This is a genomic window from Paracoccus sp. (in: a-proteobacteria) (assembly GCF_047973135.1).
Classification (GTDB): Bacteria; Pseudomonadota; Alphaproteobacteria; order Rhodobacterales; family Rhodobacteraceae; genus Paracoccus.
The window spans coordinates 1-15,406 of the sequence record NZ_JBKEBL010000008.1; the positions used below are offsets into that span (position 1 = coordinate 1).

Below are 15,406 nucleotides of genomic sequence, written 5' to 3' on the forward strand. Positions count from 1 at the left end.
AGAGCCTCGGGGCGGTTCAGCCGGATCAGCGCAACCTCATCCTCGATTTCCACGATGATCGTTTCATAAGCCATGTCGGGGCCCTCGTTGCAGTAAGTGACCCACAAGTCCTAGCAGGACCAACCGGCCTAGACCAGCTTTGCGAACCCGTAGCGCCGATCTGCCTGCGCCCTTGCAGGATCCTTGCCGATTGTAGAATAAGGGAAAACCGTCCGGTCAGCCGGCCACAAGGGCAAGAATGACAGGGAATACCTTGGATCAGACAATCGGCGCCGTCGTCGTCACCTATAATCGCCTTGGCAAGTTGCAGGATACGGTGCGGCGTCTTCTGGAACAGAAGGTGGATCACGTGCTGGTGTTTGACAACGCCTCGGACGATGGCACGGCGGAGTGGCTGGCCTCTGTCACCGATCCGCGCCTGATCCGGCATCGCAGCGACGCGAATCTGGGCGGCGCCGGCGGCTTCGAGCAGGGCATGCGGCAGATGACCGAACGCTGCGACCCCGACTGGATCGTGGTCATGGATGACGATGGCCGTCCGGCACATGGTGCGATCCGGGCGTTTCGCGACCTGGCCTGCGACCACGATGCGGTGGGCGCGGCAGTGCTTACCCCGTCAGGCGAGGTATGCGAGATGAACCGCCCCTATCGCAACCCGTTCTGGCACGGCCGCGAATTTCTGCGCACATTGTTCAGGGGCAGGCACGGATTTCACTTGCAGGATTCCGCCTATGCCGTCGATGCGCCGGTGACTGATGTGGACATGGCGTCCTTCGTTGGTCTGTTCCTGTCCCGAGCAGCGATCCGGCGGGCGGGATACCCGGACGGGCGGCTGTTCGTTTATGGCGACGATCAACTTTATACACTGCAAATGCGTCGCAGGGGGCTGCGCATCGCCTTTGCCCCGCCGGTCCGGTTCGAGCACGATACCGACGCGAAACAGGCGGCGGGTGGCGTGGTCCTGCGACCATTGTGGAAGGTCTATTATATGTATCGCAACGCGATGATCGCCTATCGCGTGGCCGCCGGGCCGTGGTTCTGGCCACTGGTTCCGGTGCTGATGATCAAGTGGTGGCGCAAGGCGCGGGACTATGGCGACGATGCGCCGGTTTTCCGCCGGATTCTGCGAATCGCCATGCGCGATGGGCTGCGCGGTCGGCTGGATCGGCACCATGACGAGGTTGTCATCCTGTCGGTGCAGCGGAAATAGGCCCATCGGCGGATTTCGCCCCTTTCTCGCGGTACTTTATTCGCGAACGATTCCAACGGATGCGGCGCGCGCTGGCGGAATGATACGGAAAGCCGGCAAAATACCGTGTTTGAGAATGTGCGACTTTTGGCTAGGCTGGTGCAAAGTCAGTCAGGTTCAATGATCAAAGCCATTCTCGCCTTTTTTGCCACGATCTGCTCGCCCGCGCTTGCGGGCGATCTTGCTGTCATCGGCTCTCAGGCGGGAAATACGGTGTCGATCATCGATCTGGACGATTTCCAGATCCGCGCGCAAACCCGGCTTGAAGGGCTGCCCTCGGCAGTTGCCTATGACCGGCAGAACAGGCGCGCCTATGTGGTTTCCGGTGAGGCCGGGCGGCTGAGCGTGATCGACGAGGACGCCCAGATCCTTGCGGCAAGGGATATGGGTGCCGGTTCCTTTGGTGTCGCTGCCGCGCAGAATGGAGGCTTTTTCCTGACTGATCGGACGGGCGGCAATCTGATGCGGCTGGACAGCGGGCTGACCGTGCTTTGGCGTGCGCGCACCGGGAAATCGCCCACCGGCGTCGCGGTCAGCGAGGACGGCCAGTTCGTCGCCACCGCCGATCACGAGGATCATGGTGTCAGCGTCTTTGACAGCAGCAGCGGACGCCTGCTGCGACGGATCCGGACAACGGGCGACGTACCCTTTTCGCTGACTTTCCATGGCGGCAGACTTTGGGCGACGGACAGGGATTGCGGCTGCATTTCGGTTATGGATCCTGTGTCGGGGCGGCTGCTGGGAACGATCCAGACCAGCGGCCAGCCTTCGGGCGTGGCCTTTGCGCAAGGGCGCGGCTTTGTGACCGATCCGCAGACCGGGACATTGGGCGTATTTGACCCGGACAGCCTTGAATTACTGGGAGAAATTGACGTCGGCAAGCAACCTTACGGCATCTCGGCCCTGCCCGATGACAGCGGCGTGGTCGTCGCAAACCGGGATTCCGACACGATATCGGTGATCGACGCCAGCGGGCTTGACCTGCTGGCAGAAATAAAGGTTCCCGCCGGCCCGCTTGCATTCGGGACGTTCACGGGCCAGAAGCTCGTTCACTAAGCGGTCACAGCAACCGCTCGGCGTGCCACATGACGTGGTCAGCCATGAAGGTTTGCACGAAGAAATAACTGTGATCATAGCCTGGCTGCATGCGGAACCGCCCCGGTTGCCTGCGCGCCATCATCGCATGGGCCAGCGCCTCGGGCTTGAGCAGGTCAAGAAACTGGTCGGCACTGCCCTGATCGACCAGAATTTCGCCGGAAAAGCCGCGTTCAGTCATCAGAACGGTCGAATCATGCGCGCGCCATGCCGCCTGATCGTCACCCAGATAGGCGGTCAATTGCTTGCGGCCCCAGTCTGACGCGGTGGGGTTTGCAATCGGCGCGAAGGCCGAGACGGATTTATAGCGGTCGGGATGAGTCATGGCGATGGTCAGCGCGCCATGCCCACCCATGGAATGCCCTGTGATGCCCATGGCTTCGCGATCAATGGCGAAATTGCGGGTGATCAGGTCGGGCAATTCTTCGACCACGTAATCCCACATGCGGAAATGCGGCTTCCACGGGGTTTGCGTCGCGTTCACATAAAACCCCGCGCCCTGCCCCAGATCATAGGCCTCATCGTCCGCCACATCGTCGCCACGCGGCGAAGTGTCGGGAAAGACCATCGCGATACCTGCTTCGGCACACCATTCCTGGGCACCGGCCTTGGTCATCGCGTTCTCGTGCGTGCAGGTCAGACCGGACAGATACCACAGCACAGGCACATGCCCATGCTGCGCCTCTTCCGGCAGGAACAGGCCAAAGGTCATATCCGTGCCGGTCGCGGTCGATTTGTGGCGATAAACGCCCTGCGTGCCGCCAAAGCTGCGGTTTTCCGAAAGGGTCTCAAGGGCCATACTATCCTCCTGTAAGGTCGTGGAACATCACAAGCGCATCGACGTGCCCGTGCCTTGGATGAAGAAACGCGCCGGGCAGGCGTCCGACAATGCCGAAACCGCTTGTCTGCCACAGATGCACCGCGTCTTCGTTGGTCGAAACCACGAAATTGAACTGCATCGCACGAAAACCCATGCCGCGCGCCCAGTCCTTTGCGTGCCCAATCAGCACGCGCGCCACGCCGCGCCCCCGTGCCTGCGGATCGGTCGCAAAAGAGGCATTTGCCACATGCGACCCGCCCGCCGGACGGTTCGCGCCGATATGGCTGGTGCCCACCACCTGGCCGCCGGATTCAGCGACAAAGGCGGTGAAGGGATGGGCGAACCAGTCATCCAGTGCCTCAGGCCGGGTCACATCACGCGGGATGCAATAGGTTTCCCCCGCGCGATAGACCGGTTTCAGAATCGACCAGATGGCGTCGTAGTCGTTGTCAGTCGCGGGGCGGACGCTAAGGCCGCCACCGTCATTCATTTCAAATCGTCCACACTGTGAATGATCCGACCCAGCAAACCGTAGTCCAGCGCCTCTTGCGTGTTCAGCCAGAAATCGCGCTGTGTGTCCTTTTCGATCCGCTCGACCGGCTGCCCGGTCGCATCGGCAAAGATCTGGTTCAGGCGTTCGCGCATCTGCCGGATCTGTTCGGCCTGAATCATCATGTCAGACGAGGTGCCGCCGATCCCGCCCGAGGGCTGGTGCAGCAGGAACCGCGTATTCGGCAAACAATACCGGTTTTCCCTTTTCGCACCGACAAAAATCAGCGCCCCCGCGCTGGCCACCCAACCCGAGCCGATTGTGCGCACGTTCGGGCGGATGAACTTGATCACATCGTGGATCATGTCGCCCGATTCGACATGCCCGCCGGGCGAGCTGATCAGCATGTTGATCGGATCGTCGCTATCCTCGGCCAAAGCCAGAAGATGCGCAACGGTCCGTTGCGCCAGCTTGTCGTTAATGGTGCCCGCGACGATCACCGTGCGCGACTTGAAATACAGCTTGCCGATCTTGTCGCCTTCGGGAAGGCCCAGCCCCCCATCCTTGTCGCCCTTTTGCGGATGGTCGTCGTCATCGTCATCGTCATCATCGTCGTCCAGCCACTGATGGCGCATCGGCCTGCTCCTATTATTTTTTCATTGCGACGGCGGGACAAGCTGCCCCGCCGCCCTTTTACCTATGCAGCCACTAACGTTCAGTAAAGAACGACCGAGCGGATCGATTCCCCGCTGTGCATAAGGTCGAAGCCCTTGTTGATGTCATCCAGCGGCATGGTGTGGGTGATCATCGGGTCGATCTCGATCTTGCCGTCCATGTACCAATCAACGATCTTGGGTACATCGGTCCGGCCGCGCGCGCCGCCAAAGGCCGTGCCCTTCCAGACCCGCCCGGTCACAAGCTGGAACGGGCGGGTGCTGATTTCGGCCCCGGAGGGGGCAACGCCGATGATCACCGACTGGCCCCAGCCGCGATGCGTGCATTCCAGCGCGTCGCGCATCACTTTGACATTGCCAGTGGCGTCAAAGCTGTAATCCGCGCCGCCGATCTGGTCGAAAGGTGTCTTGGTCAGATTGACGATTTCCTGCACCGTGTTTTCGACATTCTTCGGATTGACGAAATGAGTCATGCCAAAGCGTTCGGCCATTTCCTTCTTGTCGTCGTTCAGATCGACGCCGATGATCATGTCGGCACCGGCAAGGCGAAGGCCCTGAATCACGTTCAGCCCGATCCCGCCCAGACCAAAGACCACGGCCTTTGCGCCGATTTCCACCTTGGCGGTGTTGATCACCGCGCCGATCCCGGTGGTCACGCCGCAACCGATATAGCAGATCTTGTCAAAGGGTGCGTCCTCGCGGACCTTGGCCACCGCGATTTCAGGCAGCACCGTGTAATTCGAGAAGGTTGAGCAGCCCATATAGTGATGGATCGGCGTGCCGTCAGTCAGGCTGAAGCGGCTGGTCCCGTCGGGCATCAGCCCCTGACCCTGCGTCGTGCGGATCGCCGTGCAGAGATTGGTCTTGCCAGACAGGCAGGACGCGCATTGGCGGCATTCCGGCGTGTAAAGCGGAATCACGTGATCGCCCGGCTTGACCGAGGTGACGCCGGGGCCGACCTCAACCACAACGCCCGCACCCTCGTGGCCCAGGATTGCGGGAAAAATCCCCTCGGGATCCGCGCCCGAGCGGGTAAATTCGTCAGTGTGGCAGATGCCCGTCGCCTTGATTTCGACCAGAACCTCGCCCGCCTTGGGCCCTTCGAGGTTGACATCCATGACTTCCAGCGGCTTGCCAGCCTCCATGACCACAGCGGCACGGGTTTTCATCGGCTCTCTCCTCTTATTCCTTTGGGGCGCGCCTCCGCAGCCGCCCCAACCCTGTGGGTATCTGCCCATCCCGCAGCGGCCACGTCAAGCGCACAGGGCAAATTCGCGCCCAGTCTGGTCACGATGCCGGGGTCGAGCTGACTCCGACCTTGGCGGGGCGAAGCAGGCGGTCATGCAGGTGAAAACCGTTTTCCATGATCTGAATGATCTCGCCCGCTACAGTGCCGGGAACCGCTGCCTCGAACATCGCCTCGTGGACCGCCGGATCGAATTTGTCGCCGGGCGCGGGGGTAATGACCGAGATGCCGTGCTTGCCAAAAACATTCGACAATTCGCGCAGGGTCAGTTCCACGCCCTCGATCAGCGCAGCGGCGGCGGCACGTTGTTCTTCGCTTGCGGCATCCAGAGCGCGGGTCAGCGCATCGTGAACGGGCAGCAGATCGCGGGCCAGCCGCGAACCGCCATATTGTTCCGCGTCACGACGTTCCTTGTCGGCGCGCTTGCGGGCGTTTTCCGCATCGGCCAATGCGCGCATCCACTTGTCGCGAAATTCGTCGCGCTCTACCTCAAGTCGCGCAATCTCGGTCGCGGGATCGGCCAGAGGGTCGTCGATAATGTCTTCGGTCGGCTCTTCGTTCTGCTCGGTCATCTTTCATTCATCCTTTCCGGCCGGACAGCACCCGTCCGACCAGCTGCGCGGTATAATCGACAATCGGCACGATCCGGCCATAGTTCAGCCGGGTCGGACCGATGACGCCCACCGCGCCTACAATCTTCCGGTCGGCATTCATATAGGGTGAAACCACCAAAGCGGAACCCGAAAGTGAAAAAAGCTTGTTTTCGGAGCCAATGAAAATGCGTACACCTTCGCCTTTTTCGGCCAATTCAAGGAATTCAACGATGTCGCGCTTGCGTTCCAGATCATCAAGCAGCACGCGGATCCGGTCCAGATCAGCGGCCTCGCTTTCCAGAAGATTTGCCCTGCCCCGTACAATCAAGCGAGGATCAGACGCCTCACCATTCCACAGCGCAAGGCCCGATTCGACCAGTTCAGCGGCCAAGCGGTCCAGTTCATTTCGGCGATTGGCGATCTCTCGGCCGATATGGGTGCGCAGCTCGGCCAGGGTTCGCCCTTCGGCCATGGCGTTCAGAAAATTGCCCGCCTCGCGCATGGATGACGGGGTTTGGCCGGGTGGCGGGACAAAGACGCGGTTTTCGACATGACCATCCGCAAAGACCAGCACCACCAGCGCCCGATCAGGCCCGAGACTGACAAACTCGATGTGGCGGATCGGTGCCTCATGTTTGGGCATCAACACCAGCGAGGCACCATGCGTGATAGAACTGAGCGCCGTGCTGACCCTGTCCAGCAGAACACCGGTGTCGGGATCGTCCTTGCCGACCGTCTGTTCAATAGCGGCGCGGTCAGTGGGCGCGACGGTATCCACCTCCATCACACCATCGACAAACAACCGCAGCCCCGCCTGTGTGGGCACACGCCCCGCCGAGACATGCGGGCTGTCCAGAAGCCCAAGCAATTCCAGATCCTGCATTACGTTGCGGACCGTGGCGGCGCTGAGTTTTTCCGACAGGGCGCGGGACAGTGTGCGCGAACCCACAGGCTCGCCCGTGTCCAGATAGGCCTCGACCACGCGGCGGAACACCTCGCGCGAGCGGTCATTCAGTTCGGATAGCAGGGTTGCGTGGCTCATTTCCTGTGCGGGCTTGCGTGACACGGGCGCGGACCTGTATTTGGCAGCCAATCTTCATCGAAAGGAATACCCATGCGCCCTTCTGGCCGGACTCTAAGCCAAATGCGCCCGATTTCAATCGAAACCGGCGTGATGCGCCACGCCGAGGGATCGTGCCTGATCCGCTGCGGCAACACGCATGTCCTGTGCAGCGCCTCGATCGAGGAAAATCCCCCGCGTTTCCTGAAGGGCACGGGCCTTGGCTGGGTCACGGCGGAATACGGCATGCTGCCGCGTGCGACGAATACGCGCAACCGGCGCGAGGCGGCCCAAGGCAAGCAATCGGGCCGCACGCAGGAAATCCAGCGGCTGATCGGGCGCAGTCTGCGCGCGGGCGTTGACCGGGTGGGTCTGGGTGAACGGCAGATCACCATTGATTGCGACGTGATTCAGGCCGACGGCGGCACGCGCTGCGCCTCGATCACCGGTGGCTGGGTCGCGCTGCGGCTGGCGGTCAACAAGCTGCTAAAAGCGGGTGTTCTGGTCCGTGACCCCATCGTCGATCACGTCGCCGCCGTCAGTTGCGGCATCTAGGCGGGCCAGCCACTTCTTGATCTGGACTATGCCGAGGACAGCGAAGCCGGGACCGACGGTAACTTTGTGATGACCGGCAGGGGCCGTCTGATCGAAGTGCAGATGTCAGCCGAAGGCGCGACCTTTTCCCGCGACGAAATGGGTCGCCTGCTGGACTTGGCCGAGGCGGGCATGACAGAGCTGGTAGCCGCGCAGAAGGCAGCGGTTTCATGAGAAAATTCAAAGACAAGCGCCTTCTGGTCGCAACGCATAACGCCGGTAAGCTGGCCGAGATGCAGGCGCTGCTGGCCCCCTATGGCGTCGAGGTGATGGGCGCGGCAGATGCAGGACTCGCGGAGCCGGTTGAAACAGAAAACAGTTATCTTGGAAATGCCCGAATCAAGGCGCGTGCTGCGGTCGAGGCAACGGGCCTGCCCGCCCTGTCGGATGACAGCGGCATCAGTGTCGATGCACTGGACGGCGCGCCGGGGGTGTATACTGCGGATTGGGCGGAAACGGGTAATGGCCGCGATTTCGGCATGGCGATGGAACGGACCTGGCGCGAACTTGAGGACCGTTCCGCCCCCCTGCCCCGGACCGCGCAGTTCCGCTGCACCCTGGTTCTGATGTGGCCTGACGGACATGACGAAGTATTCGAGGGCGTGCTTCCCGGACAGGTTGTCTGGCCTCCGCGCGGGGCCGAGGGGCACGGCTATGATCCGATCTTCATGCCCGACGGGTACGACCTGACACTGGGCGATATGCCTGCCGAAATGAAGAACCGGCTGAGCCATCGTGCGCTGGCGGTCGAAAAACTGATCGAGGGATGTTTTGCGTAGGATTTCTACAGGTTCCCCATTTGAGGCCAGCTTTGGATACAGCCGCGCCATCGTCAAGGGCGGGTGGTGCTTCATTTCGGGTGTAACCGGATATGACTATGATACGATGGTGATGCCCGGTGATGTTGCGGATCAGGCAAGGAATTGTTTTAAGACCATTTTTTCTGTTCTTGACGAGGCGGGATTCGCACCCGGCGATATTGTTCGGGTGCAATATACGGTGATCGACGCCACACTGATCGAGGCTGCCGCGCCGGCTGTTGCTGAGGCGATGGGCGAAATCCGGCCCGCGGCAACAATGGTGATCGCCGGATTGATCCGGCCCGAGATGAAGATCGAGATCGAAGTTACCGCGATGCGCGAATGACCACCAGGACATGTGAGCAGGCTGAACACCGAACTGGCCACGACCTGACACAGGATTGGCGAGAAGGCGGGTTTGGGCTGTATGTGCACTGGCCCTTTTGCGCGGCCAAATGCCCCTATTGCGACTTTAACAGCCATGTCGCAGAACAGATTGATCAGCCGCGATGGGCGGCTGCGCTGTCATCCGAAATCGCCCGGCTGGCGGCAGAACTGCCGTCGCGTCATCTGGACAGCATCTTTTTTGGAGGCGGCACCCCTTCGCTGATGCTGCCGGAAACGGTAGATGCCGTGATTCGGGCGGCACGGGCGGGATGGGGGTTTCGCAACGACATCGAAATTACGTTGGAGGCCAACCCGACCAGCGTGGAACAAGGCCGCTTTCGCGCCTATGCCGAGGCCGGGGTTAACCGGCTTTCGATGGGCGTGCAGGCGCTGAACGACGCCGATCTGCGGCGGCTGGGGCGTATGCACTCGGTCGCCGAAGCGCGGGCAGCATTTGACGTTGCGCAAGGTTGCTTTCAGCGCGTCAGCTTTGATCTGATCTATGCGCGGCAAGGCCAGACCCGTGACGATTGGCGGGCCGAATTGCACGAGGCGCTGGCCATGGCGGTTGATCACCTGTCGCTGTATCAACTGACTATCGAGCCCGGAACGGCCTTTGGTGCGCGGGCAGCCGCAGGCAAGCTGCGCGATTTGCCGGATGAGGATGTATCTGCGGATATGTATCTGGAAACACAGGATATTTGTGGGAAATTCGGCTTGCAAGGCTATGAGATTTCAAACCATGCGCGGGCGGGATCGGAAAGCCGCCACAATCTGGTCTATTGGCGGCAAGGCGATTGGGCGGCTGTCGGCCCCGGTGCCCATGGACGCGCCAGCCTTGCTGCCGGTCGCGTGGCGACCGAGGCTCTGCGCGCGCCGGGCGCCTGGCTTCGCGCGGTAGAAACCGCCGGATCGGGCGAGATGGAGCGCGTGACCCTTGGCCGGGAAGATCGGGCGCTGGAATATCTGTTGATGGCAATGCGCCTGTCCGAAGGGCTGGACATGAATCGATTTCAGCATTTGGCGGGTCATCCGCTGGATCCCGAAGCGGTGTCGCGGCTGGCAGACTGGGGCATGGTTCAGCAAGGTAACGGACGGCTGCGCGCGACAACGGCAGGTCGCCCTGTGTTGAACGCCATACTGCGGGAACTGGCAGCCTGAAATGCGCGCATTCTGGTATGTAATCGGTGTGCTGTCGCTTGCTTTTGGGGTGATTGGAATCGCGCTTCCGGTCGTGCCAACCGTGCCGTTCCTCCTGCTGGCTGCGTGGGCATTTTCGCGATCATCTCCGCACCTGCGGCAGAAGATTCTGGATCATCCGACCTATGGCCCTCCGGTTCGCGCCTGGCAGGAACGTGGTGTCGTCGGTCGAATGGCCAAGCTGTGGGCGATTCTTGCGATGACCGGCGGTGTTGGAATTTCCGTCTGGCTGGGGCTGCCGACCTGGATTATCTGGTCGCAGTCCGTTATCTGCGCCTTGATCGGGATTTTTCTGGTTACACGACCGGAATCATAGTGTTGTAGTTAGCCGACGCAGATTCTCTATATATAGGATAGGGCACAGTATCAGGCAGTTCCGCCGAGTATCTGGCACAATTTATCGAGTTGATCGAGATCGCGATAGGCAATTGTCAGTCGTCCGCCATCCACACCCGCATGATCTATGATAACTTTCATCCGCAAATGCGCCGAAAGATCGGATTCAAGCGCGCGAGTGTCGGCGTCTTTTTCAGACTTTCGTGGCTGGGATTTATCTCGCCTGATTTCAGGCTGCATCTGCTTACGGACCATATCCTCGGTTTCGCGGACCGACAAGCCTTTTTCCATGACCCGCCGCGCCAGTTGGGCTGCGTTCGGCGCGGTGATCAAGGCACGCGCGTGTCCGGCACTAAGGCGACCCTCTTTCACCAGATCCTGCACGGGATCGGGAAGATTCAGGAGGCGCAGAAGATTGGCGATATGGCTGCGGCTTTTGTTCAGCGCCTCAGCGAGCTTTTCCTGCGTATGACCAAACCGATCCATCAATTGTCGAAAAGAGGCGGCTTCTTCGATGGCGTTCAAATCCGCACGTTGGATATTTTCGATAATCGCGACTTCCAGTACCTCGGTGTCTGAGAGGTCGCGCACGATGACCGGCAGTTCGTGCAACTGTGCCATCTGAGCAGCACGCCAGCGGCGTTCCCCCGCGACGATCTGATAAAGGCCTGAATCGGTTGGATGCGGGCGAACGATTAGCGGCTGAAGAACACCACGACTTTTCAACGACTCTGCAAGTTCCCTTAGCGCGTCTGGCTCAAAGTTGCGGCGGGGCTGATCGGGATTTGCGGTCAACTGCTCGATCGCGATCATGGTTCGATCACGGGTTGCCGTTGGAGTTGGCGAGGCGAGATCCACATCGGCCATCAGGGCCGAGAGACCACGGCCCAAGCCACGCTTTGCGATTTTGCTGTCGTTCATCAGGCGGCCTTTGTGACAAGTTTCAGACGAGCGGCAAACTCGGCCGCAAAGCTACTATAGGCGATGCTGCCTTTGGAGCCGGGATCGTAATCAAGAACGGGCATCGCATGAGACGGTGCTTCGGACACCCTGACATTGCGCGGAATCACGGTCGGATAAACCAGCTCACCCAAGGTCGCGCGGGCATCTGCCTCGACCTGCTGAGACAGGTTGTTGCGATAATCGGACATGGTCAGAAGCACGCCGTTGATGCGCAGATCAGGATTAGCGGTCTGACGGACCTGCCGCACGGTCGTCAAAAGCTGGGACAACCCTTCAAGGGCGTAAAATTCGGCCTGTAAGGGAACCAGAACACTGTCGGCGGCGACCATCGCGTTAACCGTCAAAAGCCCTAGAGCCGGAGGGCAGTCAATGAGGACAATGGTATCGCGTATAGTCTCGGACAGCTTTTGCCGCAGGAGCCGCGTCCGGTTGGTCATTTGCGACAGATCGACATCAGCCGATGCAAGATCCGGCGTCGCCGGAACGATCCGCAAGTTTGGAATCGCGCTGTCGGCAGCCACCTCGTCCAGCGTTTCTGGACCGGAAAGAAGGTCGTAAACCGTGCGTGATCGACGGTCAGGGTCAATCCCGAGGCCGGTCGACGCATTGCCCTGCGGGTCGAGATCAATCAAAACAGTCGGATAGCCCGCCCTCGCAAGCGCGGCACCAAGGTTGATCGCGGTCGTCGTCTTACCGACTCCGCCTTTTTGGTTTGCAATTGCCACAATGCTGTGGTCAGTCATGCGAGACCCCGCTTATCTTGAGAATTGCCGCGCCGAATTCAGTTGCACTGGGATAGACTTTAGCGTCGAACTTCCAATGCCGCCTGGCTTCTTCAAGTTCTTCCTGCCACTGTTTACCCTTCATCAACCAAGCCTGCCCATCGTCGCCTAAATGCTGTACCAGATATGGCATAAGGCGAGGCATGGGGGCAAGCGCACGAACACTGATATATGTGGCATTAAGGGGTTTAATGTCCTCGATTCTGGCCGAAATGACAGAAACTTGTGGCAGATTCAATTCCCTGATAGCCGTTCGAAGAAAGGCGGATTTACGCTTGTCGCTTTCTACAAAAATAAATTTGACTGGCGCGTCACTGCATACGATTGCTGTTACGATACCGGGCAGCCCCCCACCGCTGCCTAGATCGGCCCAAAGACCTGATCTCGGCATTGCAAGCCTCGCGATCTGTAGACTGTCGTCGATATGTCGTTGCCGGATCGCATTGACTGTCGACGGCGCGATAAGATTTATGCGCGGGTTCCAACGCTTGATCAATGATTCGTAATCCTCAAGTCGCTGCGTTGTTTCACGTGAAACATCCGTATTCATGTTCCGCTGCGCGCCTGGTTGCGAATTACGGCGACAAGCAGCGTAAGTGCCGCCGGGGTCATCCCTTCTATCCTCGCCGCAATCGCAAGGGTTGGCGGGCGCGCATTCTGAAGCTTCATCCGCAACTCTGCAGACAGACCGGAAATTTGACAGTAGTCCAAATCGGCGGGAATGCGAATAGCCTCATCTGCGCGAAGCGCTTGCACATCACGGTCTTGGCGAGCCACATAGAGGTGATACAGTGCGTCATTCTCAAGCTGTACCAACGTATTTTTCGGGATGTCACACAGAAACGGCGCAATTTGCATTAGTTTATCACGAGAGACATCGGAAACCCCCAACAACGCGAATATCGACCGTCGTTGCCCGTCTTGCCTGACCACCAAGCCTAGCTTTTGTAATTCTGTCGGCGAGAATAATAAGGATTCCGCAGTCCGTCGCGCAGAATCGTAGCGTTCCTGCCTTTGCACGAAGAACTCTCGCCGCCTTGACCCAACGCAGCCCACCGAGATCCCAAGTGGCGTAAGCCGTTGATCAGCATTGTCCGCTCGTAAGGTCAACCGAAACTCTGCACGCGACGTGAACATTCGATACGGCTCGGTAACGCCTCGCGACACCAAGTCGTCAATCATCACGCCAATATAACTTTTGGTCCGGCTGAATTCGACTGCATCCCGGCCAAATGCAGAAAGCGCAGCGTTAAGCCCCGCGACCAGCCCCTGCGCCCCCGCTTCTTCGTATCCTGTGGTGCCATTGATCTGACCTGCAAGGAAAAGACCTTCGGCATTTTTTACCTTCAGCGTGGGTTCTAATGCGCGCGGATCAACGTAATCATATTCAACTGCATAGCCAGGCTGCGTGATGACCGCCTTCTCAAGGCCGATAATCGAATGGACATAATCAGTCTGAATATCCGCCGGTAACGATGTCGAGATGCCGTTGGGATAAACAGTAGGGTCGCTAATACCCTCAGGCTCAAGGAAAATCTGATGGGAATCCTTGTCGGCAAAGCGCACTATCTTATCCTCGATGGATGGGCAGTAGCGCGGCCCCCGGCCTGAAATACCGCCTCCATACATTGCTGAGCGATGTAAATTGTCTTGAATGATCTGATGCGTACGATGATTGGTGTGCGTAATCGCGCAGGAAATCTGGGACAGAGCCGGCATTTTACTCAGGTAGGAAAACATCTCCGGATTATCGTCTCCTGGTTGTTTTTCCAGACAACCCCAGTCTATCGTCCGGCCATCCAGGCGTGGCGGCGTACCAGTTTTCAGGCGGCCCAACGGCAGATTATAGCGCAACAAAGATTTCGCCAAACGATTCGAAGCCTGATCCCCCCACCTGCCCGCAGGCCGCTGGCTATCGCCTATATGAATTACCCCGTTCAGAAAAGTTCCAGTTGTCAGAACAACTGCTTTGGCGACAACCTCGGCCCCGTCAGATAGCCTGATCCCTGTCACTTTACGGTCGTCCCCGCACAGTTCCGTAACTTCACTATAGATCAACGTCAGATTTGGCATTTCCGAGAGGAACTTGAAAGCTGTCTGCCGGTAAACAGCCCGATCCATCTGCGCCCTCGGGCCCTGTACCGCCGGGCCTTTTCGCCGATTTAGTAACCGAAACTGAATGCCGGACAGATCTGCAATCCGACCCATCAGGCCATCAAGTGCATCTATTTCCCGAACAAGATGGCCCTTTCCCAGGCCGCCAATCGCCGGATTACACGACAACGTTCCGATGTCGTCTTTTCTCATCGTAACCAAAGCCGTCGCAGCGCCCATGCGCGCTGAAGCTGCTGCCGCCTCGATACCCGCGTGGCCGCCCCCAATCACAATAACGTCGAAATGTTTCACGTGAAACACTCCCTATTTTCCGATGCAAAAAGAGCTAAAGATGACATCCAGATACTCCTCCGCACCTATTTTGCCAAGCAGCCTATCCAAGGATAGCGCTGCGCGTCGAATGGATTCAGCCACCAATTCTACTGGTAAGTCCTGAATATCCGTTAACGCCGCCCGAGCCTCTACCAGTGCTGTCATCTGACGTTCATGACTGACAACACTCGCCCCGGCGATACGTTCAGAAAGCAGCGCATAAAGCCTGATAAGTAAACCATCAATCCCCTCACCCGTCAGCGCTGAAACAGCGCCTTCCGAGGGTCCACATAAATCGGATTTACTGCGCACCACTATATCTCCATCGCGCCACAACGCATCGTCACGACCGCCCGTCTCCGATAGATGCACTCTTATATCTGCACCTTCCGCGCGTTGCCGAGCACGTGAAACACCTAGCCCCTCAACCCTGTCCACAGTCTCGCGCAGTCCGGCAGTATCAAGAAACGTCACCGCCAAACCTTTAAGATCAATTCTCAGCTCTATGACATCACGTGTTGTGCCCGCCACATCAGAAACCAGCGCCACATCACGACGCGCTATTCTGTTGATTAAACTTGATTTTCCGGCATTTGGGGGTCCAATTACCGCAATCTCGAACCCCCGGCGCAACCGTTCTGCGGCCGGAAATCCCCCCACCTCTCGATCAATCTCATGATTTAAGCCCGC

The 15,406-nt window shown here is 59.1% G+C and carries 17 protein-coding genes and 1 pseudogene; 7 read left to right on the forward strand and 11 right to left on the reverse strand.

Annotated features, from left to right (window positions below; translation table 11 throughout):
* Positions 1-253 precede the first annotated feature (253 nt).
* Positions 254-1,210: a glycosyltransferase gene (locus ACK5L9_RS00560; protein ID WP_416909501.1), complete on the forward strand. Its 957-nt coding sequence runs from the start codon at positions 254-256 to the stop codon at positions 1,208-1,210.
* 159 nt (positions 1,211-1,369) lie between these two features.
* Entirely contained in the window at positions 1,370-2,305 is a 936-nt protein-coding gene (locus ACK5L9_RS00565) for a YncE family protein (protein ID WP_416909502.1), read from the forward strand.
* 4 nt (positions 2,306-2,309) lie between these two features.
* On the opposite strand, the gene fghA is transcribed toward ACK5L9_RS00565, so the two are convergent.
* From fghA to hrcA, 6 genes are all read right to left on the reverse strand, one after another.
* On the reverse strand, positions 2,310-3,143 hold the full coding sequence (gene fghA / locus ACK5L9_RS00570; protein WP_416909503.1) for an S-formylglutathione hydrolase: 834 nt from the start codon (positions 3,141-3,143) through the stop codon (positions 2,310-2,312).
* A gap of 1 nt (position 3,144) precedes the next feature.
* Positions 3,145-3,654, reverse strand: coding sequence for a GNAT family N-acetyltransferase (locus ACK5L9_RS00575; RefSeq protein ID WP_416909504.1), 510 nt, complete (start codon positions 3,652-3,654; stop codon positions 3,145-3,147).
* A complete protein-coding gene (locus tag ACK5L9_RS00580) occupies positions 3,651-4,289 on the reverse strand; it encodes an ATP-dependent Clp protease proteolytic subunit (RefSeq protein ID WP_416909505.1) in 639 nt (212 codons plus the stop codon). Before ACK5L9_RS00580 ends, ACK5L9_RS00575 begins: the two co-directional genes overlap by 4 nt.
* 80 nt (positions 4,290-4,369) lie before the next feature.
* Positions 4,370-5,497: an S-(hydroxymethyl)glutathione dehydrogenase/class III alcohol dehydrogenase gene (locus ACK5L9_RS00585; RefSeq protein ID WP_416909506.1), complete on the reverse strand. Its 1,128-nt coding sequence runs from the start codon at positions 5,495-5,497 to the stop codon at positions 4,370-4,372.
* A 118-nt stretch (positions 5,498-5,615) separates the two neighbouring features.
* On the reverse strand, positions 5,616-6,146 hold the full coding sequence (locus tag ACK5L9_RS00590) for a nucleotide exchange factor GrpE (protein WP_416909507.1): 531 nt from the start codon (positions 6,144-6,146) through the stop codon (positions 5,616-5,618).
* A gap of 7 nt (positions 6,147-6,153) precedes the next feature.
* Positions 6,154-7,209, reverse strand: coding sequence for a heat-inducible transcriptional repressor HrcA (gene hrcA / locus ACK5L9_RS00595; RefSeq protein ID WP_416909508.1), 1,056 nt, complete (start codon positions 7,207-7,209; stop codon positions 6,154-6,156).
* 72 nt (positions 7,210-7,281) lie between these two features.
* On the opposite strand from hrcA, the pseudogene rph reads away from it, so the two are divergent.
* The 5 genes and pseudogenes from rph (at position 7,282) to ACK5L9_RS00620 (ending at position 10,524) form a co-directional block, all read left to right on the forward strand.
* Positions 7,282-7,995: pseudogene (rph, locus tag ACK5L9_RS00600) on the forward strand (ribonuclease PH).
* Entirely contained in the window at positions 7,992-8,600 is a 609-nt protein-coding gene (locus ACK5L9_RS00605) for a non-canonical purine NTP pyrophosphatase (RefSeq protein WP_416909509.1), read from the forward strand. The pseudogene rph and the gene ACK5L9_RS00605 overlap by 4 nt, the downstream one beginning before the upstream one ends.
* Positions 8,593-8,967, forward strand: a complete 375-nt coding sequence (locus tag ACK5L9_RS00610; RefSeq protein WP_416909510.1) for a RidA family protein — start codon at positions 8,593-8,595, stop codon at positions 8,965-8,967. The genes ACK5L9_RS00605 and ACK5L9_RS00610 overlap by 8 nt, the downstream gene beginning before the upstream one ends.
* Positions 8,964-10,169 (forward strand): radical SAM family heme chaperone HemW, encoded by a 1,206-nt coding sequence (gene hemW / locus ACK5L9_RS00615; RefSeq protein ID WP_416909511.1) that lies wholly within the window; start codon positions 8,964-8,966, stop codon positions 10,167-10,169. Before ACK5L9_RS00610 ends, hemW begins: the two co-directional genes overlap by 4 nt.
* 1 nt (position 10,170) lies before the next feature.
* On the forward strand, positions 10,171-10,524 hold the full coding sequence (locus ACK5L9_RS00620) for a YbaN family protein (RefSeq protein WP_416909512.1): 354 nt from the start codon (positions 10,171-10,173) through the stop codon (positions 10,522-10,524).
* 50 nt (positions 10,525-10,574) lie between these two features.
* On the opposite strand, the gene ACK5L9_RS00625 is transcribed toward ACK5L9_RS00620, so the two are convergent.
* The 5 genes from ACK5L9_RS00625 to ACK5L9_RS00645 all read right to left on the reverse strand — a co-directional run.
* Positions 10,575-11,465, reverse strand: a complete 891-nt coding sequence (locus ACK5L9_RS00625) for a ParB/RepB/Spo0J family partition protein (protein ID WP_416909513.1) — start codon at positions 11,463-11,465, stop codon at positions 10,575-10,577.
* A complete protein-coding gene (locus ACK5L9_RS00630; protein ID WP_416909514.1) occupies positions 11,465-12,250 on the reverse strand; it encodes a ParA family protein in 786 nt (261 codons plus the stop codon). Before ACK5L9_RS00630 ends, ACK5L9_RS00625 begins: the two co-directional genes overlap by 1 nt.
* On the reverse strand, positions 12,243-12,839 hold the full coding sequence (gene rsmG, locus ACK5L9_RS00635) for a 16S rRNA (guanine(527)-N(7))-methyltransferase RsmG (RefSeq protein WP_416909515.1): 597 nt from the start codon (positions 12,837-12,839) through the stop codon (positions 12,243-12,245). The genes ACK5L9_RS00630 and rsmG overlap by 8 nt, the downstream gene beginning before the upstream one ends.
* Positions 12,836-14,704, reverse strand: a complete 1,869-nt coding sequence (gene mnmG / locus ACK5L9_RS00640) for a tRNA uridine-5-carboxymethylaminomethyl(34) synthesis enzyme MnmG (RefSeq protein WP_416909516.1) — start codon at positions 14,702-14,704, stop codon at positions 12,836-12,838. Before mnmG ends, rsmG begins: the two co-directional genes overlap by 4 nt.
* A gap of 3 nt (positions 14,705-14,707) precedes the next feature.
* The coding region (locus ACK5L9_RS00645; protein ID WP_416909517.1) for a GTPase at positions 14,708-15,406 on the reverse strand (699 nt) is incomplete at its 5' end.